The organism is Pseudomonas tumuqii (assembly GCF_013184545.1).
Lineage (GTDB): Bacteria > Pseudomonadota > Gammaproteobacteria > Pseudomonadales > Pseudomonadaceae > Aquipseudomonas > Aquipseudomonas tumuqii.
In genome coordinates this window covers 15,851-37,791 of record NZ_JAAOJA010000007.1, presented here as the reverse complement: position 1 = coordinate 37,791, position 21,941 = coordinate 15,851, and the positions used below count along the sequence as shown (strand labels likewise).

Below are 21,941 nucleotides of genomic sequence, written 5' to 3'. Positions count from 1 at the left end.
GTGAATAGTTGCTTAGGAGCCTATCGATAGGACTCAGGGGATCCGTACAACGCTCAGCCGAACGGAGGTTCGGCGCGATTATTCAGGTGCCAAAGGATGCATGAGACGGCCGAAAGAGTGTGACCAGCATGATCGAGTCGGTCTTGGCCTGCAGGGCATGCTCGGCCTCTTCGGCCAGGTACATCAGATCGTTGTCGCGCATTTCATGCCATCTGCCCTGGGCCTGCACGTCAACGCAGCCCCGCAGGCAATGCAGGGTGAGCGGGCCGGCCACGGCGTGCCCGGGAATGACTTTGCCGGCCTGCAACACCAGTCGCATGACCTCGATGCGCGGGGCACTGACAATCGCCTGGGAGATGAAATCAGGCGACTCTGCGGCAGACAGCAGATTGACTACTTCTCCCGATGCGGCGTGCTTCAAGGCCATGGTCGTGTCTCGCCATTGGAGGATGAACCCTCAAGGTAGTCGAGTGCGCCGAAGGCTGTCCAATCATGGCGCGGGGTCGGGGTTCAGAAGCCAGATGACCAGCGGTCAACGCGACAAGCAGAAAGCCAAGCAGCCACAGCAGGCAAAATTTCCGACTCAGCCACCGTTGCCAACGATTGGCGCTGGCTACACTGAGGCAGGAGTGGCTTACAGGGAGGCAGCCATGCCACTCGACGCACATGCGGGCCTGCCTTATCGGCTTCGCTCTCCTGTTTATCGTTACCGTCGGAGCACGACTATGAACATCGTACAGAAGCGTTTCTCAGCGATCGTCCTCGCGACCTTGGCTCTGGTAATGGCGAGCTTTGTGAATTACGCCAGCGCTGCCAGCGCCGAGGATTTGAACGCAGACGCCCGGCAGGCGCTGCAGAACCTCTATAAATCCCAGCCACTGGCAGAGGAACTCTCGCGCTCGGCCAAGGCGGTGCTGGTATTTCCGAACATCGTCAAAGCCGGCCTGGTCTTTGGCGGCAGCTACGGCGAGGGGGTGTTGATGAAGGGGTCGGAGGTTGAAGACTACTACAACTCCGTATCCGGCTCCTGGGGGCTGCAGATAGGTGCCCAATCCTACGGATATGCCGTGTTCCTGATGAGCGATAAAGTCATCGCACAACTGGCCAACACCAGTGGCTGGGAAATCGGTGTTGGACCAACCGTCGTCGTGGTCGACGAGGGGGTCGCGAAGAATCTGTCGACATCCACGATACAGGACGACGCCTATGCATTTATCTTCAATCAGCAAGGGTTGATGGCGGGGGTCAGTATCGAAGGCACCAAGATCTCCAAAATCCGCCGCTGAAGTCGACTGCAATGGCCAGCCCTATGCTGGCCATTGCCGCTGCTGTCGAGTGCCAACCACCCTGGGCAGGCAGGCTCGGGGCGGACAGGATTGGTGTAACCGTCCGTTGACACCTGGCAGTAGTTGGCGTGTCCGCATGGCAATCGGGTCACCCCCTGCTGCTACCTGCGCGGCGTCTGGCGCAAGGGATCGAGCAGCGACGACAGGCCGTTGTGATCGATCTCCTGCATCAACTCCAGCAGGCGTCCGATCTCGCCTGCGGGGAAGCCCTCGCGGGCGAACCAGTTGAGGTAGCGCCCCGGCAGGTCGGCGATCAAGTGGCCCTTGTATTTGCCGAACGGCATTTCGCGGGTCACCAGCAGTTGCAGGTCTTCGGGTTTCATTGGGCGCTCGGGTTCATGGGTGAGCATGGGCAACGCGGCTCGGCCATGCGGGTCATGCGGGTCATGCGCGCAATTATGCCTAACGTCGCCCCTGGTTGGCGCAAAAGCTCCTGCCATTCGACCAACGCGCAGGCCGGCGCCGGCAAACTCGGGTAAGCTTTGCGCCCGCCATTTGCTACCCAGGGTTGTCACGCAATGCTTATCAAGGCACTCAGAATCGGTCTCGGCCAGTTGATCGTGTTTCTCGACTTCATCACCCGCCCGCGCAAGCTCAAGCGCGCGCCTGCCGCGCAGGCGGCAGTCGAGCAAGCCGCAGCAGGCCTGGCACTGTACCAGTTTCATGCCTGCCCATTCTGCGTGAAGACCCGCCGCACCCTGCACAAGCTCAACGTGCCGGTCACCCTGCGCGACGCCAAGAACGACGATCAGCATCGCCAGGTCCTGCTGGAGCAAGGCGGCAAGATCAAGGTGCCGTGCCTGCGCATCGAGGACAACGGCCAGAGCACCTGGCTGTATGAGTCCAAGGCGATCATTGCCTATCTCAACGAGCGCTTCTCTGCGGCCTGAAGTACCCCCGCTAAGGAGCTCTTGTAGGATGTGGCGGGCCGCGTAGGTTGAGCGCAGCGATACCCATCGATCGGTTGCACAACCGCCGGATTTTATGAATTGGCCGCAGATCGCTGTGATGGGTATCGCTTCGCTCAACGCCATCCTACGCGGCCCGACGGATCGCCGCCCGCGCCATCCTACGGTGCGCGCAGCACCCGGGCCGGTGTGCGGCGCATCAGCACCTCGCCGGCGCGGATCGACACCAGCGCGTGGCCCTGGCTGCGCAGCATCTCGTAGTCGCTGGCGGCGGAGAGGATCAGCAGGTTGGCCGGGCGCCCCACTTCGATGCCATAGCCCTCGCCCAGGTTGAGGGTTTTCGCGCTGTTGTCGGTGACCAGATCGAGCGCTCGCTGCAGATCCTCGAAACCGAGCATGTGGCAGATATGCAGCCCGGCCTCGAGGATGCGCAGGATGTTGCCGTTGCCCAGCGGATACCAGGGATCGACGATGGAGTCCTGGCCGAAGCAGACATTCAGCCCGGCGCGGTCGAGCTCGGCCACACGGGTCAGCCCGCGGCGCTTGGGGAAGGTATCGAAACGGCCCTGCAGGTGGATGCTCTCGGTCGGGCAGGAGACGAAGTTGATCTGCGCCTGCTTGAGCAGGCGGAACAGCTTGGAGCAGTAGGCGTTGTCGTAGGAACCCATGGCGGTGGTGTGGCTGGCCGTGACCCGAGCACCCATACCGCGCACGCGCGCCTCTTCGGCCAGCACTTCGAGAAAGCGCGAGTGCGGGTCGTCGGTCTCGTCGCAATGCACATCCACCAGGCAACCGCTGCGCTCGGCCAGGTCCATGAGGAACCTGATCGAACTGACGCCCTGCTCGCGGGTGTTCTCGAAATGTGGAATACCGCCGACCACGTCGGCGCCCAGCGCCACCGCCTGCTCCATCAGCGCGCGGCCATTGGCGTAGGACTCGATGCCCTCCTGGGGGAAGGCGACGATCTGCAGGTCGATCAGGTGGCGGGTTTCCTCGCGCACCTCGAGCAGCGCCTTGAGCGCGCCCAGGCCCGGGTCCGTGACGTCGACATGGCTGCGCACATGCTGGATGCCGTGCTCGACCAGCATGTCGATGGCCTTGCGCGCGCGGGTTTTGCTGTCTTCGTGGGTGACCAGCGCCTTGCGCTCGGCCCAGAGTTCGATGCCTTCGAACAAGGTGCCACTGAGGTTCCAGCTCGGCTCGCCGGCGGTGAGGGCCGCGTCCAGATGGATATGCGGCTCGACGAAAGGCGGCACCAGCAGATTGCCGGCGGCATCCAGTTCGTCTGCCGTGGCGACCAATTCCTGCGCCTGCGCAACTATGCCGGCGATACGCGCCTGCGCCAACTCGATGCGAAACAGGCCACTGCGGCCGCGCAGACGGGCATTGACGATATTCATGGGTTACTCCGGGGGGCGGGCACAGATTCAGGCGTAGATTAACAGGCCGCCCAGGTCCTGCACCGCAGGGCGTACTCGCGCAGCAGTACACCGCCGTTGCCGCTAATGCCGGACTGTTCGCTACGCTCGGCCCGCATTCGCGGACAGACTTGCAGGAGCCAGCAAGCTGGCTCCTGCCGTCGTTACTCGGCCGCCTGCAGCTCGGTCACGACAAATTGACTGCCTTGCTGTTCGACCTGGAAGCGCACCTTGTCGCCGGTCTTGATGCCTTCCAGCAGGGCCGCATCGCGCACACTGAAGACCATGGTCATCGGCGGCATGCCGACGCTGTCGATCGGGCCGTGGCGCAGGGTGATCTTCTGCCCGGCCAGGTCGATCTTGCGCACTTCGCCCTGACTCAGGGGGGCGGCGACCTCAGCGCTGGCGGCAGCCGGGGCGGCGGGCTGGGCGGCAAATGCGGGGAAGGTCAAGGCGCAGCCGAGCAAGCTGGCGATAAGCAGGTTTTTCATAGGGTATCTCCTTCACGTGGTTGGGCCCGCGCTGCGCGGGTCGAAGAATCGGTCGGGCTGGCAGACGGCTCTCGCGCCACAATCGGCATGGAGTCCGCCTCGGCGTCGCCCACTACGCTGATCTCGCCGACCATGCCAGCCTGGTAATGACCGGCAATCAGGCAGGCGAAGTCGAATTCGCCGGCCTGGTTGAAGGTCCAGATGATCTCGCCGTTTTTGCTCGGCGCGACGTGGGCCATATAGGGCTCGTCGTGCTGCATGCCGGGGAACTTGACCATCAGCGCAGCATGCTTGTCCAGCTCGGGCTTGGTTCCGAGCACGAACTCATGCAGCATCTGGCCGTCGTTGCGGTGGACGAAGCGAATGGTCTCGCCGACCTTTACCTGCAGCTTGTCCGGGGTGAAGCGCATCTGGTCGTTCATGCGGATCTCGATGGTGCGGTCGACCTGATCGCGGTCGCCGGCGATGCCCCAGTCCTTTTGCTCCTTGACCACTTGCGCATCGGCGTCATGCGCGTCTGTGGCCATGCCGCCATGGGCCAGCGCCGAATTGCCGGCGAACAGGGCGCACAAGCCCAACACCAGGGCGGCAGGTTTTATCTGTCGATCCATCTGTATCTCCTCGGTTTCAATGAAAACAGCGACTGTTTTTTTGTAGGTGCCAGTTTGCTGGCGATGCTTTTGACCGGCCAAGATCGCCGGGAGGCCGGACCGCAGCAAGCTGGCGCCTACGGATTTCTGCACATCAGTGCCCGGCATGGCCGCTGGGTTTACGCACCTGTACTTCGACCGTCTCGCTGGGCGGCTGTTGCAACGGCATGGATTGGCCGCCGGCTTCGCCCGAGCGAGTCGGCGTGGCCAACTCGCCACGCCATTCGTAAGCCACGCTGTCGGCCGGATGCTTGAACCAGCCCGGATCGCGGTAGTCGCCGGGCTGCTGCTCCTTGCGCACCTTGAGCATGGTGAACATGCCGCCCATCTCCACCGAGCCGAACGGACCGTCGCCGGTCATCATCGGCGCGGTGTTGTCCGGCAACGGCATCTGCATTTCCGCCATGTCGGCCATGCCGCGTTCGCCCATGACCATGTAATCGGGGATCAACTTGGCGATCTTGCGCGTCATGTCGCGGTGGTCGACGCCGACCAGGGTCGGGATATCGTGGCCCATGGCGTTCATGGTGTGGTGGCTCTTGTGGCAGTGCAGCGCCCAGTCGCCCTCCTCGTCGGCGAGAAATTCGACCTGGCGCATCTGCCCCACCGCCACATCGGTGGTCACCTCCGGCCAGCGCGAGCCCTTGGCCGTCGGCCCGCCGTCGGTGCCGGTGACTTCGAACTCATGGCCGTGCAGGTGAATCGGGTGGTTGGTCATGGTCAGGTTGCCGACGCGGATGCGCACCTTGTCGTCCTTGCGCACCACCAGCGGGTCGATGCCGGGGAAGATGCGGCTGTTGAAGGTCCACAGGTTGAAGTCGAGCATGGTCATGATCTTCGGCGTGGCCGCTCCGGGCTCGATGTCATAGGCGTTGAGCAGGAAGCAGAAATCGCGATCCACCTCGCTGATCAGCGGATGACTGTCCCTGGGGTGGGTGACCCAGAAGCCCATCATGCCCATGGCCATCTGGGTCATTTCGTCGGCATGCGGGTGGTACATGAAGGTACCGGGACGGCGCGCGACGAATTCGTAGACGAAGGTCTTGCCTGCCGGAATGGCCGGCTGGGTCAGCCCGGCGACGCCGTCCATGCCGTTAGGCAAACGCTGGCCGTGCCAATGCACGCTGGTGTGCTCGGGCAGCTTGTTGGTGACGAAGATGCGCACCCGGTCGCCCTCCACCACCTCGATGGTCGGCCCCGGCGACTGACCGTTGTAACCCCACAGGTGGGCCTTGTAGCCCGGTGCCAGCTCGCGCACCACCGGTTCGGCGACCAGGTGGAACTCCTTGACTCCGTTGTTCATGCGCCACGGCAGGGTCCAGCCGTTGAGGGTGACCACCGGGTTGTAGGGCCGGCCATTCTGCGGTTGCAGCGGCGGCATGGTGTCGGCCCTGGTCTGGGTCACCGCTTCCGGCAGCCCGGCCAGGGACACCCGGCTGACCGCCGAGGTGGCGACCGCCGCGGTGATCGCGCTGGCGCCGAGGAAAAAATCACGTCGAGAAACCATTTTCAGTAATCCTTGATCAGTGCCCGGCGGGCTCATCGGCGGCGGCGCTCATGGCGGCGCCCGCACTAGTGGAGAGGTTCGCGGTACCGAGCATGCTCATGTCCAGGTCGGCCTTGGCGATCCAGAAGTCGCGCTGGGCCTGCAGGTAGCCATCGACCGCGAGGATCTGCTTGCGCGCATCGGCCAGCAGCTCGAAGGTGCTGATGAACATGCCGTTGTAGCGCAGGACGTTTTCCTCGGCGATGCGCTGACGCAGCGGCAGCACCTCGTCACGGTAGTGGCGGGCGATGTCATGCGCCGACTGATAACCAAGATAGGCCTCGCGCACCTGCGAGCGGGCGTTGATCGCGGTCTCGGCCGCACGGTTGAGCATTTGCCGGTATTGCGCCTCGGCCTTGGCCACCCTGGCCCCGCTCCAGTCGAACAATGGCAACTCGACGCTGATTTCGTAACCGCGCTGGGTCGGCTCTTCATTGGACTTGTTGCTGGCCACGCCCAGCTCGAGCACGTTGATAAAGCGCGTGGTCTTGCTCAGCCCGAGGTTCTTGGCCAAGCGCTCGGCGTCCAGGCGCATGGCCTGGATATCCAGGCGCTGGCTCATGGCCTGGCGCTCGACATCCGGCAATTGCTCGGCCTCGGCCGGCAACTCGGGCAGGCGCTCGGGCAGGCGGTAGGCGATCTGCTCGCCCCATAGGCCCAGCAACCGGGTCAACTGCTCGCGACTCTGCAGCCGCGCCTGCTCGGCGCGGATCAGGCCCAAGCCGGCCTCGGCATAGAAGCTCTGCTCCTGGGCCTGTTGCAGCTTGCTGTAGTTGCCCACCGCCGCCAGCCGTCGGGCCAGCTCGGCGCCGATTTCAGCCGAGTCCATCACCTGGCGCATGAAACCCAGGCTCTCCTCGGCCGCCACCGCGCGGTACCAGGCCTTGCGCGTCTGGCTGGCCAGTTCGAACACCGCCAGGCTGGTCTGCCGTTGCACCTGCTCGAAACGCTTGGCCTCCATGCCGGAGGTCATCGGCATGGCGATCAGCCGCGCCAGGTTGACGTGCAGGCCGCGTTCGTACTCCACCTCGCTGCCCTTTTCCAGACGGCCGAAGGAGAAGCCCGGATTGGGGATACGCCCGGCCTGAACCCGCTCGGCCTCGCTGATGCCCAACTGATCGAAGCTCGCCTGCAACCCCGGATTGTTGAGCAGAGCAACCTGCACTGCATCGTCCGCCGACAGCGGCTGGGCCAGCAACTCGGCGACCCGTTCGGCCACGACCGCCCGTTCCTCGGTGGTCTTGCTCCAGCTCAGTTGCTTGTCCAGCTGCTGCTCGGCGGCCTGCTCGACCACGGCAAAACCGCCATCCTGGGAAAAACTGGCGCAGCCGGCCAGCAGCAGTAACCCGGCGCCCAGCCCCAGCTGACGCGCCCGTATAAATCCGTTCATACGCGCATCCTCAGTGATCGCCATGCTGGCTGGGTGGGCTGGACTCGCTCGGCGCATCCGCAGCAGCCGGCTGTTCCCAGGGTTCCTGCGCATAGGTGCGCCAGCCGCCGATGCGGCCGACCAGCTCATTGGCCTCGCGCCAGTCCTGCGGCGGTTCGTCGGCCAACCCCTGATAGGCGTTCAGCGGTGATTGATAGTCCAGGGCCGGCGTGGCGGCCTCGGCATCCAGCGGATCGGGCAACTCGGCCCAGACGCCCGCGGGCACAGCCAGCAAGGCCAGGCAGACAAGCCTCGGCCGAACGGCAAATAGAAAACGCATAATCAGATGTTCTCGCAGATAACGGCACGCCCGCACATGACAGGCGAAGACCGCGAATGAGCTAAATGCGCCGCTCAGCCGTTATTGCACGGACTGCAGGCGCGGTTTGGCTTAGGCGAGAAGAACACGAGGGGGACGTTCGGGGGTGTCGGCAACCAGGCCGAGCAAACGCTGCGGGCGTACCCGGGACGGCTCGACTGCTTGCAGTGGCGGACTGCTGACAACCACGCTGTTCAACGCAACCGCACCGACGCAGAAGGCACACAGGCTGCACATGCGGTTGTCGCTCGGTTGCGTGGCGTCGGCGGAACTGCCCTGCGGCTCTCCGTGGTCGGAGACAGCAGCGCCGTGGTGAGCCATGGCAACAGCCCCGGAATGATGCGCAGCCAGCTGCTGGTTATCCTGACTGACCGCCCCACCCTGATTGACCACTGCGCACAACTGCATGCCGATCGCCGCCATGCTCTGCGCCGGGAGGGCGAGCATAAGCATCCAGATCAAGGCAATTCGCAGCGATTTGCGCATAGAGTTCGATAGGGCCGGCAGAGAAGTCGAGACCCGCGGATTATCCACCGATTCGGCGGTTTGTCCATAATTGCAAATAGCCCACGGTCTGCAGCAGCGCGTGGCACTGGATCTGCAAACGCCGTGGCAGGGCTGCAGATCCGTTGCCGAATGGGTCCAGCGAATGGCGCGACAGCCCGCATTCAGGGGAACCGATGAGTATTGAACTGCCTGGCGGCCTGAGCCAGCATCAAGCCGCCGCCCGCCTCAGTGCCGAAGGCCCCAACGAGCTGGGCACCGATCAGCGCCGCAGCCTGCTCAGCATCGCCGTTAGCGTGCTGCGCGAGCCGATGTTCCTGCTGTTGCTGGGTGCCGGGGCGATTTACCTGAGCATGGGCGACCCGCGTGAGGCGTTGATCCTGCTCGGTTTCGTGCTGATCATTATCGCCATCACGGTGCTCCAGGAGCGCCATACCGAGCGCGCCCTGGAGTCGCTGCGCGACCTTTCAAGCCCCAGGGCGCTGGTTATCCGCGACGGCCAGCCTATGCGCATCGCCGGGCGCGACGTGGTGCGCGAGGACATCCTGATGCTCGCCGAGGGCGACCGCGTACCCGCTGACGGCCTGCTCCTGCAGGCGCACGAACTGGCGGTGGATGAATCGATGCTCACCGGCGAATCCGCGGCAGTGGCCAAATTCGCCGATGGCAGCGAGGTTTTCGCCGGCACCCTGGTGGTTCGCGGGCAAGGTTTGATGCGGGTCAGCGCCACCGGCAGCGCCACCCAGATCGGTCATATCGGCCAGTCACTGCAGGACATCTCCCTGCAGTCGGCCCCGCTGCAGGCTGAAATCGCGCGCCTGACCCAGCGCCTGGCGTTGATCGGTGCCGGCTTGTGCGTGCTGCTGACGCTGCTCTATCAACTATTGCGCGGCGGCTGGCTGGAGGCGTTGCTGGCCGGCATCACCCTGGCCATGGGCATCCTGCCGCAGGAACTGCCGGTGATCATGATCATCTTTCTGGCGCTCGGCGCGCGCCGAATCGCCCACCATCAAGTCCTCACGCGGCGTCTGAGCAGCATCGAAACCCTGGGGCAAACCAGCGTGCTGTGCGTGGACAAAACCGGCACGCTGACGCACAACCGCATGCAGGTGGCGGCCCTGTGCGCCGGCGGAGAGGTTCTCGAGGTCGATACGCTGACCTCCGCGGTGCTGCCGGAAGCGTTCCACGAGTTGCTCGAATACGCGGTACTGGCCAGCGAAATCGAACCGCACGACCCGATGGAGCAAGCCTTTCACCGCTTCGCCCATGACTACCTGGCCAACACCGAACACCTGCACCCGGATTGGCTGCTGGTGCGCGAATACGAACTGTCGCCGGAACAGTTGGCGATGTCGCACCTGTGGCAGGAACATGCCGCCGCACCGGCGTTCGTCGCCACCAAGGGCGCGCCCGAGGCGATTGTCGACCTCTGCCACCTGTCACCAAGCGAATGCCAACAGGTGCTGCAGCAGGCCGAACAGCTGGCCGAACGCGGCCTGCGGGTACTCGGCGTGGCCAAGGCGCGCCATTCCCCCGGCCCGCAATGGCCGGCCATTCAGCACGATTTTGCCTTGCAGTTCATCGGCCTGCTCGGGCTGGCCGACCCGCTGCGCGACGACGTGCCTGCCGCCATCGCCGAATGCCAGCGCGCCGGTATCCGCCTGGTGATGATCACCGGCGATCATCCGCGCACGGCCCGGGCGATTGCCGCCGCAGCCGGTATCGCCAGCACGCGGGTGTGCAGCGGCAGCGACCTGACCTCGATGGATGCCAGCCAACTGGCCGACTGCCTGCGCACGACCAGCGTGTTTGCCCGGGTCAGCCCGCAGCAAAAACTGGCACTGGTGGAAAGCCTCAAGGCCAGTGGCGAGGTGGTGGCGATGACCGGCGACGGGGTCAACGATGCGCCAGCGCTCAAGGCCGCCCATATCGGCATCGCCATGGGCAAGCGCGGCACCGATGTGGCGCGTGAAGCGGCGGCGCTGGTGCTGCTCGACGACGATTTCAGCGCCATAATCGCCGCCATCCGGCGCGGCCGGAAGATCTTCGCCAACCTGCGCCAGGCGCTGATCTACACCATCGCCGTGCACATGCCGATCATCGGCTTGAGCCTGCTGCCGGTCCTGCTGGGGTTGCCCCTGCTGCTGGCGCCGATTCATATCGCCTTTCTCGAACTGCTGATCAACCCGGCCTGCTCGATCGTGTTCGAGGCCGAGAACGGCCGTGGCGATCCGATGCGGCAGCCGCCACGCGCGCTGAACGAACCGTTGGTGAACATGCGCCACATCGTGTTGGGCATGCTCCAGGGCCTCGGCGTCAGCATAGTGGTGGTGGCCCTGTATCGCAGCGGACTGGCCAATGGCCTGGCGCAGGATGTGGCCCGTGGCTTGGCCTTCATCACCCTGGTGGTGGCCAATACCGGGCTGATTCTCGCCAACCGTTCAGCCGAACGCGGCTGGAGATCGATGCTGCTGGGGCTGTCCCGGGTCGGCAAATGGGTGCTCGCCGGCACCCTGGCGATGTTGCTGGTGGTTACCGCCATCACGCCGATTGCTCGGGTTTTTGCTTTTCAGCCCGCCTCTATCGAGCACTGGCTACTGGCTTTTGCCTACGGCGGCGCGCTGCTGATGTTCTTCGAAATGGTCAAGATCGGCATGCAGCAACGGCCACGGCGCTGAGAGCCGGTGAAAAAACGCTCGCCCGCTGCGACGGTGTTCGAGATCGCCTCGAACTCCGAGCCGCGAATGGTCACCGCCCTGTTGGCTGGGACGGTCAGTTACGGCTTTCCAGCACCTCGCGGCCATTCAGCGGCTGGGTTGGCCGGGCGTTCATCGGATAGAGTGCACGAAAGGCAGCGAGCTGTTCCCCGGACACTTCAAGCGGTTCCTTGAGTACCTGCCAACGCACATTCTCGCTGCATGGCGGGGTCGTCAGCGAACCCTCGAAGGCATAGTAGCCACGCTTGACGGGCAGGATCCGGCTGGGGTCGAAAGAGTCCGCCAGCCGGTATTTGCCACCTTCCGCCGGCAGTGTGGCGAAGACATTCGCCAGTGCAGGATTTTCCCTGCCTTGCTTGAACAGCACGGCGACGACCGCCAGTTGCCCCGCCGCGCTTTTGTGCACCAGGTGCGCGACCATCGGCATGGCCATGCCGGCAATCCTTTCCTCGCTGGGCGTATGGAAGTGGAACTGCAGCAGCGCATAGTTCACGCCGGCTATGGCGATGCCACCCGATGCCGGCAGATTGACCTGAACCGTGTGGCCGTTGTTCAGCACTTCGGCCGGCCCGGCGCTATAGGCGAAATCGATCTCAGGCAGATCGGCCTTTAGCGCATTGCGAATGTCGATAGGCGACTGCACCCGGCCCAGCGCGCAGGTGCTGAAGCCTGGATCCATCTGCGCCCAATGCGTCGGCCCGTGCTCGCCTCGATAGCTCCAATGCGGGGGCTGCTGTTCGCCAGCAACCGCAACGGATAGCAAAAGCGCAGCGAAAGCGCCCGGCAGAATGGTTCTCATGAGTATCCCTTCTCTCTATGTCGTCGGCTATGAACGCCGCCACATGGCCATGACCAGGGTCGCAGCGTGGCGGGCCCGCACAGATACGGCGCCGCAGCTGGCCGATTATTCGCGATTGCCCACTGGGGCGCCACGGTTGTCACGCGGGTCAGGCCGATCATCAGCATGACAGCGACTGCACACCAGGCCAAGACGGCACTGGATGAGCCCATTGGCTAATGCGCCTTTCTCAGCGCGAGCAGCAGCAACATGCTCAAGGCGCCCAGCATGGCCAGCCCGGAATCTTTCTGGGCATCCCATTCGTCGCCCTGGGTGCCGAGGAAGGCCGAGCCCAGTTCCGGACTGACCAGCAAGGCCGCGAGCATTTCCACCTGTTCGTAGAACGCGCTCATGGCCATCACCACCGCGAGGCTGAGGATCGCCAGCCACCTGCCGGTGAGCCCGGCCGAACGCTGCAGCAATTCCCGCAGCGGGTAGACCAGCAGCAAGCCAAAGGAGAAATGCACCAGCCGGTCGTAGTGGTTGCGGCCCAGCGCAAGGGCGTCCTGAAACCAGAAGCCCAGGGGCGTTTCCGAGTAGGTGTAATGGGAGCCGTACAGGTGCATGGCCATGAACAGGGCGAACAGCCAATAGGCGGTCAGGGAGAAGGCAAAGCGCCGATAGGTCGCCAGCAACAGGCCCGCGAAAAAGAACACCAGCAGGTTTTCCAGCAACCAGTCCTCGCGACTCAGGGGGTTGATCGCGGCCCACAGCCAGATCAGCAGGAGCATGGCCACGATCAGCGCCAACTGGATTTTGCGACTGGGGGCTTCGATCATGGGCGGCGTCACTCCGGACGGCTGCCGCCAAGGCGGCTGGCATTGTGTCAAGGCAGACGACTGCTCGACCTGCCTGGAACTGTAGCAGCCCGGCGAGATATGCCGCGGGCATCGAGCAGAGCGGGATGCCTGGTTAACCCAGCATGCTCACATGCCTGGGATGACTGGCCACCCGATCGAGCCAGGCGCGAATTGACGGATAGGGACCGAGATCGAAGTCGCCCTCGTCCGTCACATGGGTGTAGGCGTACAGCGCGATATCGGCGATCGAGTACTGCTCGCCAACCAGGTATGAGGTGCGCTGCAGCTGCCGTTCCATGACCTTGAGCGCCTTGTGGCCGCGCGCATGGCACTCCTCGTATTCCTTGCGGCGCGCCTCGGGCAGGCCCTGGTAGAGCTGGATGAAACGCGCCACGGCGATGTAGGGCTCGTGACTGTATTGCTCGAAAAACTGCCACTGCAGCACCTGGGTGCGCAGGCGCGGCTCGCTGGGCAGAAACTCCGTGCCATCGGCGAGAAAATTGAGAATCGCATTGGACTCCCACAGGCAGGTGCCGTCTTCCAGCTCCAGCACCGGGATCTTGCCGTTGGGATTTTTCGTCAGGAAGGCCTCGCTCTGGGTCTCGCCCTTGAGGATGTCCACTGGCACCCACTCATGGGCAATACCCAGCAGGTTGAGCATCAACTTGACCTTGTAACAGTTGCCCGAACGGGTGTCGCCGTAGACCTTGTACATCGTCCTGCCCTCCCTCTACTCGTCAGTCATGTGCGGCGGGCTGCCGCTGCGCGGCGAGGCCGCCCTACTCGTTCAGGCCACGGCACTGGCCTGGGCCTGGCGAATCACGCCGGCCAGGCGCTTGAGCCCTTCATTCAGACGCTCCGGCGCGACGTGGCTGAAGTTAAGCCGCAAATGCCCCGGATGCTGATCCGGATCGATGAAAAACGGCTCACCCGGCATGAAGGCGACGTTCTGCGCCAGCGCCGGCGCCAGCAATGTGCGGGTATCCAGCGGCTGCTTGAGGGTCAGCCAGAAAAACAGCCCGCCCTGGGGGATCTGCCAATCGGCCAGGTCGCTGAAGTGCTCCTGCAGCACCGCCTGCATGGCATCGCGGCGGATGCGGTAGAAATCGCGCAACTCGGCCAGGTGCTCTCGGTAGTGGCGGGTGCCCAGCCATTGCAGGGCCTGCCACTGGCCGATGCGGTTGGTGTGCAGGTCCGCCGACTGCTTGAGGCGCAGCAGGTAGGGAAACAGGTCCGGGCTGGCGATCAGGTAACCGACACGCAGGCCCGGCAGCAGGGTTTTCGATACTGTGCCGGTGTAGATCCAGCTGGCCTTGCGCAGGCGACTGACGATCGGCGTGGCACTGCCTTCGTCGAACACCAGCTCGCGGTAGGGCTCATCCTCGATCAGGGTCACGCCGAATTCGTCGAGCAAGGCCGCCACCGCATCGCGCTTGGCCTCGCTGTAGCGCACCGCCGAGGGATTCTGGAAGGTCGGGATCAGGTAGGCGAAGGCCGGCTTGTGGTTTTCCAGGCGCTGGCGCAGGGCGTCGATCTGTGGGCCGTCGGCCTCTTGCGGCACGGCGATGCAAGCGGCGCCGAACAGCTGGAAGGCCTGCAGCGCGGCCAGATAGGTTGGCGCCTCGAGCAGCACTTCGGTGCCCGGATCGATGAACAGCTTGCTGGCCAGGTCCAGGGTCTGCTGCGAACCACTGACGATCAGCACCTGGCTGGCCTCGCAGGGTACACCCAGGGCGCGGGCTTCCTCGGCGATGGCCTCGCGCAATTCCGGTTCGCCTTCGCTCATGCCGTACTGGCCCATGCTGGTCGGCATATCCGCCCATTCGACCTTGGGCAGCATCGGTTCGGCCGGCAGGCCACCGGCGAAGGACATCACTTCCGGGCGCTGCGCCGCGGCGAGAATTTCACGGATCAGGGAGCTTTTCAGGCGGGCAACGCGTTCGGAGAAGGCCATGGAGACACCGGTAGCAAAGGTGATTAAAAATAGGTCAAACTGTTTATAGGTCAACCTGTTTGACCGAAATTACGACGCCCTGCCCCAATACGTCAATAGGCTTGACCTTAATGCTTGACCTGAAAAACGTCACCACCCAGCAGACCGCCATGGAAGCCTTCTTCTTCGGCTACCAGGCGTTCACCGCCAAGGCCGACGAAATGCTCGCGCGGCGCGGCCTGTCGCGGGTGCACCACCGCATTCTGTTCTTTATCGCCAAGTACCCGGGGCTGAGCATGAAGGAATTGCTGGCCTACCTAGGGGTGAGCAAGCAGGCGCTGAATACGCCGCTGCGCCAGTTGCTGGAAATGGGCCTGGTCGAGAGCCTGACGGCCGCCGATGACAAGCGCAAGCGCCTGCTCGGTTTCACCCCTGAAGGGGCCAAGCTGGAACTGGCCCTGCGCCGCGAGCAGGCCAAGCTGCTGCAACGCGCGTTTGCCGAAGCGGGAGAACCCGCGGTCAATGGCTGGCTGCAGGTCAATCTGGCGCTGCAGGGCAAGGGGCGTCAGGTCGGCAGCGCGAACAGCTGATCCAGATCGTCCGGTGTTCGGGCACCGAGGGGGCAAGAGGGTATTTACAGACGCTGCGCGCAGCACCTAATGGGGGCAAGGTCTTACCTGGGCATGGCCCAGTGACCTGTTGCTACCAGCCCCGACAAGGTGCTCAAGGCAGTTCTGCTGAGCCGCCTCGAGATCACTGACCCGACGCCATGAGTACCTGGGGTGCCTGCGCCGCTACGTCGGTCCGATCCGGAATCGCTCCCGATAGACCGATGGCGCCACGCCGCTGGTCTTGCGAAATGCCAGGCGAAACGCCTCGGGCGAGCCGAATCCGCAGGCCAAGGCGATGTCGTCCATGGACGAAGCGCTCGCTTCCAGCATCCGTTGGGCGGCGAACACCCGCTGCTGGATCAGCCATGCCTTGGGCGTCATGCCCACTTCTTCGATGAAGCGGCGCAGGAAGGTGCGCTCGCTCATCGCCGCCTGCTCGGCCAGCTGGGGGATCGACAAGGGCTGATCGAGGCGCTTGCGGACCCAGTCGAGTACCTGCGCCAGGCCCGCCTGGCTGCGGCTCGGCACGGGCGCGGGGATGTACTGCGCCTGGCCGCCGCTGCGGTGCGGGCTGCTGACCATGGCGCGGGCGACGAGGTTCGCGATGTCCGTACCATAATCCCTGCGCACGACATGCAGACAGGCATCGATGCCGGCCGCGCTGCCCGCCGAGGTGACGATGTCGCCGTCATCGACATAGAGCACGTCAGGATCGAGCCGCACCTGCGGGTACAACGCGCGGAAGGCGTCGACGTAGCGCCAGTGGGTGGTAGCCGGGCGTCCGTCCAGCAAGCCGGCGGCGGCCAGCACGAAGGCACCCGAGCAGATCGACAGCAACCGGCTGCCGCGCGCGTGCGCCGCAATCAGGGCATCGAGCAGGCGCTGCGGGGGACGCTCATGCACATCGCGCCAGCCGGGCACCACGATCCAGTGTGCCTGGGAAAGCAGCTCGAGGCCCGCATCGGCGCGCAGCCGCAAGCCCCCGCTGGTGCGCAACAGACCTGGCTCGACCTGGGCCACCGCGAAGCGATACAGCGGCGCGGGCAACTCCGGCCGTTCGGCACCGAAGACCTCGGCGGCAATGCCCGCCTCGAATACGCTGAGGCCGCGAAAGGCGATGGACACCACCAGCGGCGCTGCCGGCGCCGTCGGCCTGGGACTGGCAGTCTGCGCATTGCGCTTGGCGTTATCCGTTGGCATGCACGTTACCCTCAGGAGCCGCCTTATCCCGCGCGGAACTGTTCACGATCAGCAGGGTTGACCCCACCATCAGGCCTGCGCCGAGCACGATCCCGGCGTACAGCGGTTCGTCGAGCAACAGCGCGGCGAGGATCGCCGCCACCACCGGCTCGGCGGCCGACAGCGTCGCCGCGCCGGTCGAGCCGAGGCGCGCCGCGCCGGCGAGGAACGCGGTGAGCGCGATCACCGTCGAGATCACCGCCAGCGCGACCACGCCGCTCCAGCCCAGGGTGCTGCTGGGTAGGCTCAAGCCTTGCCCATACGCGATGCCGCCCAGCACAGTCGCCGCCACCGCGGTGATCACCGCGGCCTGTGCCAGCGGGTCGGTCTCCGGGGCAACGCCGCGGGCCAGTAGCACATACAGCGTGTAGATGCCGGCCGCCAGTAACGCATACGCGGCGCCCCCCAGCGCCCCCAGCGCGGTAAGCCCGAGCGTCGCCACACAGCCGCCGAGCGCCAGCAGCAGCGCGAGCATCCGCGCCGTGTCGAGGGACTCGCGGAAAATCACCCATGCCGCGACCGTCACTATGGCCGGGTAGGCAAAGAACACGATGGCCACGGTGGCCGCCGGCGCATGCGTCAAGGCGACGAAATAGGCCAGGGAGTTGCCGACGAAAACTGCCCCCATCAGCACCGAGATCAACGCCGAGCGCCCTGTCGGCCAGGCGCTGCCGCGCCAGAGCACTAGCGCCCCCAAGATCGGTGCGGCGATCGCGAAGCGCATGAACAGCAGGCTCGCCGGTGCAACGCCATCGGCGTAAGCCCAGCGTCCGAAGAGCACCATGGCACCGAAGCAGCACGCCGAGAGCAGCACCAGGGCGACGCCTTCCTGCGCACGACGAGATTTTGTAGTCATCACCTGTTCTCCAGCAGCGACCGCCTGGGGGTCGATCCCCTGGTGGTCCATGGGGCCACCGTGAGTGCATTATCGGCGCGGCGTGTCGATCCCGTGAGTGGCGAAATAGCCATTGTTCGGTAATTTTTAGCCAATCGTTCGAACTCTCACTGCGAGTGCTGGAGCACGCTTCGACGGTCCCCTGGCCGAACAACATGATGCTGCTTGCCTCCGGGGTGAACTTCGGCCTGCGCCGCATGCCTGCCGCACATGTGCGGCATCAGCCTGGGTTCAGGCTGCTGGTAATGGCGGTGGGTTTGGGCCTTGGCCAGGTGTTCAAACAGGTTCCCCAGCTCTATACCCTGCTGCGCTACCTGGGCGCGGCCTATCTGTTGTACCTGGCCTGGAAAATCGCCAATTCAGGCGCGCCGGATAGCCAATCCAGGCCGCAGCGGTGGGAGGACGCTCCGCCCTGGTCGCGAAGCGTGATGGCCGCCTGAGTGAGCGGGCACGCCCACTCCTGCAAGAAGCACCGGCTCATGCAACATCCAACCGGGACATGGCCTTGCTTTTGACCGCTGGGTTTATCGCGCGCCCTCAGGACAGCCACCGGCCAGGCGTTCGCCGATCGCCCGCTGCACTTCCGGATCGGTTTCGACGAGTCGGCGCAAGGCATCCAGCGCGGCGTTTTCCACGGCGGCCAGGCGTACCGTCCAGTCGGGATCGTGCAGCAGCTCGAGCAGGTCCTCGCCGGCCAGGCGCGAGGCGACGATGCGCCGCACTTCCGGCTCGGGGTCCTGGGCCATCAAGCCCAGGCTTTCCGCGGGCAGGCGCCGGGCCACCTGCTTGCGCACCTCGCGGTCTTCGTCACGCATGAAGCGGAACAACCGGCCCGGGGCGATGCGCTGCACCACATAGGCGCGCACCAGGTAGTCGCGGTCGACGGCCATCTGTTCCAGCTGCTCGACCGGCAGGCGGTCGGCCACCGTGATGCGCACCTCGCGATCCTCGTCGTGCAGCAGCGCGGCGAGCTGCTCGCGCGGCAGACGGTAGGCCACGGCGCGGCGTACCACCTCGTCGCTGTCGTGCAGCAAAGGCCCCAGGAACTCGACCGGGGCATAGCGCACGGCGATGGCGCGGCGCTCCCAGAACGGGTCGCTCAGGTACTGCACCGCCACCTGCGGGTTGTTGCGGAAGAAGCGGTCGATCTGCCGGCCGCTCTGCACCGCCACGCAGCTGTCGCCGGGCGTGCAGCGGCCGCTCGGCAGCAGGCTGCAGCGGAAGCCGCATGCGCGGCAGTCGCCGAGGGGGGTGATGTCCTGAACCGGGTCGTCGGCCATAGCGCCCTCAGTCGGCGATGAGTTGCGCCAGGACGATGCCGGAGGCGCAGTCGGGGTCGTTGGTCAGCGTCGAGCAGTGATCGCTGGAGTTGACCAGATAGATATTGAAGCCCGGCCGCTCGGCGACCGGCTTGGCGTTGACCGTGATGTCGTCATCCAGACACAGGGTGAAATGCACCCCGGGATGGGCACTGCGCAGGTTGCCCAGCAGCGCCTCGTCGAGTTCGCCTTGTTCGGCCTGTTGAATGACATTGCACAGCAGCATGTGGTTGATCATGTTGGATCCTCATCCTCGGCTGTTACAGGTAAAGCGCACGCGCCGGTCGGGCTCGATGCCCATGACCTTGGCCAGCCAGGGCGGCGGCGCGCTGGCCAGTACGCGCTGCAGTTCTTCGACTATCGCGCGCGCCGGCATGGGCCCCGCGACTTTCACCGGGTGCACGCCGGCGCGGATCACCTTGGCCGCCGCCGGCCCGCCGATGCTCAGGGTGTAGAGCAGCTGGCAGTCCTGCAGCAGCGACGCGCGCCTGGCATGGCGGTCTTCATCCGCCGCGAGCGAGCCGGGCTCACGCAGGTCGATCAGGCGGCTGCTGCTGGGCGAAACCTGATAGATCAGGTAGCGCGCACAACGGCCGAAGCTGCCATCCAGGCACTCGCCCTGGTCGGAGGCGCAGGCGATGCGCACCGAATCCGCCAGTTCGCCATCGCGGTACGGCTCGGCAACCGGCAAAGGCTCCTCCGGCATCCGCACGCCGCGGCCCTTGAGCAGGCTGACCGCACGTTGCAACTGACGCTCGCTCGGGGTCAGCGACAGTTCATCGCCAGCGGGATCGAGCAGCTGCGCCCGTAACCGCGCCACCCGCAGTCTGCCCAGGCGCGCTTCGGTGATCGGCTCGCCGCTTATGGCCAGCAACGCACGCAGCAATCGAGCGTTGTCCACGCCGTTCAGTTCACGCGCGGCCAGGGCGATGCGCAGGGCCAGATGGGCAGGCAGCTGCGTCCGCCCGGCCAAGATGTGCGCGGCCATCTTTCAGCCCTCGCCTGCCCGCTTGGCGCGCAGGGTGATCGGCAGGCTGGGCGGCGCAGCCAGGGGTTCGAGGTAATAGCGGGAGCCGTCAGCCAGAGTGACCTCACCGCCCCAGCAATCCGGGCTGTCGTGCTGCAGAGCGACCACTGCCTCCTCGAGATCTTTCTTGGGAATGTAGATAGTCAGTTGACCTTGCGGATTGCGGCGGATCATGACGCTGGGCATGGGGCTACTCCAGGGAAAAAAGTCCGTCGACGTGAGCCCTGCGGAACGCCCGGCCGACGGACAAAAGGGGAAGCCGGGGCGGCACATGCCACCCCGGCTCGACCGACGAAGCGCTTTCGCCCTCAGCGGATCAGGTCGTAGTTGTAGTCGGTGGTCTGCATGCCACGGGTCTCCTCGTCCAGCCGTTCGAGCACCGCGTTGACCAGGGTGGTGAGCATCTGCATCGCGCCCTCGTAGCCCATGGTGGTCTGACGATGCAGGTGGTGGCGGTCGAAGATCGGGAAGCCGAGCCGGATCAACGGCACCTCGAACTCCTTGCCCTTGTGCAGCGTGTCGCGCTGGATGAACTTGCCGTAGCTGTTGCCGATCATGAAGTCCGGCTTGTCGGTGAACACCAGCGAGCGCATGTGCCAGAGGTCCTTGCCGATGTAGACCGTGCAGTTCTTGCCGTAGGGCGAAGTTTCCAGCAAGGTCTCCACGGCTTTCTTCCAGCGCTTGTTGCCATTGTTCGCCAGGATATGCGCCGGCTCGGCCCCCAGTTCCAGGAGGAACTTGACCATGCCCATGACGAAGTCGGGATCGCCCCACAAGGCAAAACGCTTGCCATGCATCCAGGTGTGCGAGTCGGTCATCATGTCGACCAGGCGACCACGCTCCTTGGCCAGGCTTTCCGGGATTTCCTGACCGCTGATCTCGCTGACTTTCATCAGGAACTCGTCGGTCCAATCCAGGCCCATGGGCACGTTCAACTTGGGCACTGCATGCTTCCAGGTGCCTTCGACGAACTTCTTGGTTTTCTCCAGCTGCCAGGGCTGCAGCAGCAGGGTGCTGATGGCGTTCGGCGCGTCCTTGATCTCGGCCTGGCTGGTGCCGCCCGAGTACATGCGGAACTGCCCGTCGGCCGGGGTATCCAGCACCTCATCCGGATCGGAGAGCAGGCTGTAGTCGACGTCCATTTCCTTGAGCATGCGCTTGATCACGCGGAAGTTGCCCAGGTAGGTCTCGAAGCCCGGCACGATGTTGACCTTGCCGTTGCTGCCCAGCACCTTGCTATCCATTTCTTTCAAGGTGAAGTAGCGGGCGATGCCTTCGAACATGTTGTCCCAGCCGGTGACGTGGCTGCCGACGAAGCTCGGGGTATGGGCGTAAGGCACCGGGTACTCGTCCGGCACGAAGCCGTCCTTCTTCGCGTTGTTGATGAAGGCATTGAGGTCGTCGCCGATGACCTCGGCCATGCAGGTGGTGGACACCGCAATCATGTCGGGCTTGTAGGTTTCCCGGCAGTTCTGCAGGCCGTCCTTCATGTTCTGCTGGCCGCCGAACACCGCGGCGTCTTCGGTCATGGAGTCGGACACGCAGGCGATCGGCTCCTTGAAGTGGCGGTTGAAGTAGGTGCGGAAATACGCCACGCAACCCTGCGAGCCATGCACGTAGGGCATGGTCTTCTCGAAGCCCAGGGCGCAGAGCACCGCGCCCAGCGGTTGGCAGGCCTTGGCCGGGTTGACGGTGAGCGCTTCGCGCTGGAAGTTCAGCTCCTGGTATTCCAGGCTGGTGGTCCACTGGAAGACCTCATCGATCTTCTCCTGTGGGTGCTTCTCCTCGAAGTCGTCGCGCTTGCGCTCGAGCATTTCCGTGTATTCAGCGTCCCTGAACAAGGGGTAACTGGCTTTGATGTTGTCGACTTGCTGGCTCATGACTCTCTCCTTCGCCTCACTTATCTGTGAACGGCGATAACGGATGTCGGCGACGACCAGCCAGGCTGGCC

The 21,941-nt window shown here is 64.7% G+C and carries 25 protein-coding genes; 5 read left to right on the top strand and 20 right to left on the bottom strand.

The features are described 5' to 3' along the window. Positions 1 to 82 precede the first annotated feature (82 nt). A complete protein-coding gene (locus G9C89_RS14140) occupies positions 83 to 427 on the bottom strand; it encodes a hypothetical protein (protein ID WP_172149029.1) in 345 nt (114 codons plus the stop codon). Positions 428 to 725: 298 nt separating this feature from the next. On the opposite strand from G9C89_RS14140, the gene G9C89_RS14135 reads away from it, so the two are divergent. Beyond that, positions 726 to 1,286, top strand: a complete 561-nt coding sequence (locus G9C89_RS14135; protein ID WP_172149027.1) for a lipid-binding SYLF domain-containing protein — start codon at positions 726 to 728, stop codon at positions 1,284 to 1,286. A gap of 161 nt (positions 1,287 to 1,447) precedes the next feature. On the opposite strand, the gene G9C89_RS14130 is transcribed toward G9C89_RS14135, so the two are convergent. Beyond that, the gene (locus G9C89_RS14130) at positions 1,448 to 1,669 is read right to left on the bottom strand and encodes a DUF3820 family protein (RefSeq protein ID WP_172149025.1); all 222 of its coding nucleotides are present in this window, start codon (positions 1,667 to 1,669) and stop codon (positions 1,448 to 1,450) included. Between the two features lie 195 nt (positions 1,670 to 1,864). Here G9C89_RS14130 and G9C89_RS14125 point away from each other — a divergent pair, with 195 nt between their 5' ends. Further along, entirely contained in the window at positions 1,865 to 2,236 is a 372-nt protein-coding gene (locus tag G9C89_RS14125; RefSeq protein ID WP_172149023.1) for a glutathione S-transferase N-terminal domain-containing protein, read from the top strand. A 179-nt stretch (positions 2,237 to 2,415) separates the two neighbouring features. Here the strand turns inward: G9C89_RS14125 and codA are convergent, their stop codons facing one another. The 7 genes from codA to G9C89_RS14090 all read right to left on the bottom strand — a co-directional run bounded on the left by codA (position 2,416) and on the right by G9C89_RS14090 (position 8,593). Then, positions 2,416 to 3,654 carry a cytosine deaminase gene (gene codA, locus G9C89_RS14120; protein WP_172149021.1) on the bottom strand — a complete coding sequence of 413 codons (1,239 nt, stop codon included), beginning with the start codon at positions 3,652 to 3,654 and terminating at the stop codon, positions 2,416 to 2,418. 182 nt (positions 3,655 to 3,836) lie between these two features. Beyond that, a complete protein-coding gene (locus G9C89_RS14115; protein ID WP_172149019.1) occupies positions 3,837 to 4,163 on the bottom strand; it encodes a copper-binding protein in 327 nt (108 codons plus the stop codon). After that, positions 4,160 to 4,774: a cupredoxin domain-containing protein gene (locus G9C89_RS14110; RefSeq protein ID WP_172149017.1), complete on the bottom strand. Its 615-nt coding sequence runs from the start codon at positions 4,772 to 4,774 to the stop codon at positions 4,160 to 4,162. The genes G9C89_RS14115 and G9C89_RS14110 overlap by 4 nt, the downstream gene beginning before the upstream one ends. A 133-nt stretch (positions 4,775 to 4,907) precedes the next feature. Further along, complete coding sequence (locus tag G9C89_RS14105; RefSeq protein WP_172149015.1) at positions 4,908 to 6,320, bottom strand: multicopper oxidase family protein; 1,413 nt, start codon at positions 6,318 to 6,320, stop codon at positions 4,908 to 4,910. A 16-nt stretch (positions 6,321 to 6,336) separates the two neighbouring features. Next, positions 6,337 to 7,749 carry a TolC family protein gene (locus tag G9C89_RS14100; protein WP_172149013.1) on the bottom strand — a complete coding sequence of 471 codons (1,413 nt, stop codon included), beginning with the start codon at positions 7,747 to 7,749 and terminating at the stop codon, positions 6,337 to 6,339. A 10-nt stretch (positions 7,750 to 7,759) separates the two neighbouring features. Beyond that, a complete protein-coding gene (locus G9C89_RS14095) occupies positions 7,760 to 8,068 on the bottom strand; it encodes a hypothetical protein (RefSeq protein ID WP_172149011.1) in 309 nt (102 codons plus the stop codon). Between the two features lie 111 nt (positions 8,069 to 8,179). Further along, complete coding sequence (locus tag G9C89_RS14090) at positions 8,180 to 8,593, bottom strand: hypothetical protein (protein ID WP_172149009.1); 414 nt, start codon at positions 8,591 to 8,593, stop codon at positions 8,180 to 8,182. 194 nt (positions 8,594 to 8,787) lie between these two features. On the opposite strand from G9C89_RS14090, the gene G9C89_RS14085 reads away from it, so the two are divergent. Continuing rightward, positions 8,788 to 11,289 carry a cation-translocating P-type ATPase gene (locus G9C89_RS14085; RefSeq protein WP_172149007.1) on the top strand — a complete coding sequence of 834 codons (2,502 nt, stop codon included), beginning with the start codon at positions 8,788 to 8,790 and terminating at the stop codon, positions 11,287 to 11,289. Between the two features lie 94 nt (positions 11,290 to 11,383). On the opposite strand, the gene G9C89_RS14080 is transcribed toward G9C89_RS14085, so the two are convergent. The 4 genes from G9C89_RS14080 to G9C89_RS14065 all read right to left on the bottom strand — a co-directional run bounded on the left by G9C89_RS14080 (position 11,384) and on the right by G9C89_RS14065 (position 14,920). Next, entirely contained in the window at positions 11,384 to 12,127 is a 744-nt protein-coding gene (locus G9C89_RS14080; RefSeq protein WP_172149005.1) for a carbonic anhydrase, read from the bottom strand. A gap of 215 nt (positions 12,128 to 12,342) precedes the next feature. Next, positions 12,343 to 12,945 (bottom strand): DUF2238 domain-containing protein, encoded by a 603-nt coding sequence (locus G9C89_RS14075; RefSeq protein WP_172149003.1) that lies wholly within the window; start codon positions 12,943 to 12,945, stop codon positions 12,343 to 12,345. A 133-nt stretch (positions 12,946 to 13,078) separates the two neighbouring features. Further along, positions 13,079 to 13,681, bottom strand: coding sequence for a glutathione S-transferase family protein (locus G9C89_RS14070; protein WP_172149001.1), 603 nt, complete (start codon positions 13,679 to 13,681; stop codon positions 13,079 to 13,081). A 72-nt stretch (positions 13,682 to 13,753) separates the two neighbouring features. Further along, the gene (locus tag G9C89_RS14065) at positions 13,754 to 14,920 is read right to left on the bottom strand and encodes an aminotransferase-like domain-containing protein (RefSeq protein ID WP_172149000.1); all 1,167 of its coding nucleotides are present in this window, start codon (positions 14,918 to 14,920) and stop codon (positions 13,754 to 13,756) included. Positions 14,921 to 15,030: 110 nt separating this feature from the next. On the opposite strand from G9C89_RS14065, the gene G9C89_RS14060 reads away from it, so the two are divergent. Next, on the top strand, positions 15,031 to 15,489 hold the full coding sequence (locus tag G9C89_RS14060; RefSeq protein ID WP_172148999.1) for a MarR family winged helix-turn-helix transcriptional regulator: 459 nt from the start codon (positions 15,031 to 15,033) through the stop codon (positions 15,487 to 15,489). 204 nt (positions 15,490 to 15,693) lie between these two features. Here G9C89_RS14060 and ftrA read toward each other — a convergent pair whose 3' ends face one another. Both ftrA and G9C89_RS14050 read right to left on the bottom strand, forming a co-directional pair. Continuing rightward, on the bottom strand, positions 15,694 to 16,710 hold the full coding sequence (ftrA, locus tag G9C89_RS14055; protein WP_172148998.1) for a transcriptional regulator FtrA: 1,017 nt from the start codon (positions 16,708 to 16,710) through the stop codon (positions 15,694 to 15,696). Beyond that, on the bottom strand, positions 16,697 to 17,605 hold the full coding sequence (locus G9C89_RS14050; RefSeq protein WP_172148997.1) for a DMT family transporter: 909 nt from the start codon (positions 17,603 to 17,605) through the stop codon (positions 16,697 to 16,699). Before G9C89_RS14050 ends, ftrA begins: the two co-directional genes overlap by 14 nt. Positions 17,606 to 17,760: 155 nt before the next feature. Between G9C89_RS14050 and G9C89_RS14045 the strand changes: the two genes are divergently transcribed. Then, positions 17,761 to 18,084, top strand: coding sequence for a LysE family translocator (locus tag G9C89_RS14045; protein ID WP_390623817.1), 324 nt, complete (start codon positions 17,761 to 17,763; stop codon positions 18,082 to 18,084). A gap of 84 nt (positions 18,085 to 18,168) precedes the next feature. Here G9C89_RS14045 and G9C89_RS14040 read toward each other — a convergent pair whose 3' ends face one another. The 5 genes from G9C89_RS14040 to nifK all read right to left on the bottom strand — a co-directional run bounded on the left by G9C89_RS14040 (position 18,169) and on the right by nifK (position 21,870). Further along, positions 18,169 to 18,924, bottom strand: a complete 756-nt coding sequence (locus G9C89_RS14040; RefSeq protein WP_172148996.1) for a 4Fe4S-binding leucine-rich repeat protein — start codon at positions 18,922 to 18,924, stop codon at positions 18,169 to 18,171. A 7-nt stretch (positions 18,925 to 18,931) separates the two neighbouring features. Further along, the gene (locus G9C89_RS14035; protein WP_172148995.1) at positions 18,932 to 19,201 is read right to left on the bottom strand and encodes a DUF6129 family protein; all 270 of its coding nucleotides are present in this window, start codon (positions 19,199 to 19,201) and stop codon (positions 18,932 to 18,934) included. A gap of 9 nt (positions 19,202 to 19,210) precedes the next feature. Then, complete coding sequence (locus tag G9C89_RS14030) at positions 19,211 to 19,951, bottom strand: dinitrogenase iron-molybdenum cofactor biosynthesis protein (RefSeq protein ID WP_172148994.1); 741 nt, start codon at positions 19,949 to 19,951, stop codon at positions 19,211 to 19,213. A 3-nt stretch (positions 19,952 to 19,954) separates the two neighbouring features. Next, positions 19,955 to 20,176 (bottom strand): putative nitrogen fixation protein NifT, encoded by a 222-nt coding sequence (nifT, locus tag G9C89_RS14025; protein ID WP_172148993.1) that lies wholly within the window; start codon positions 20,174 to 20,176, stop codon positions 19,955 to 19,957. 122 nt (positions 20,177 to 20,298) lie between these two features. Further along, positions 20,299 to 21,870: a nitrogenase molybdenum-iron protein subunit beta gene (gene nifK / locus G9C89_RS14020; RefSeq protein ID WP_172148992.1), complete on the bottom strand. Its 1,572-nt coding sequence runs from the start codon at positions 21,868 to 21,870 to the stop codon at positions 20,299 to 20,301. Positions 21,871 to 21,941: the final 71 nt, after the last annotated feature.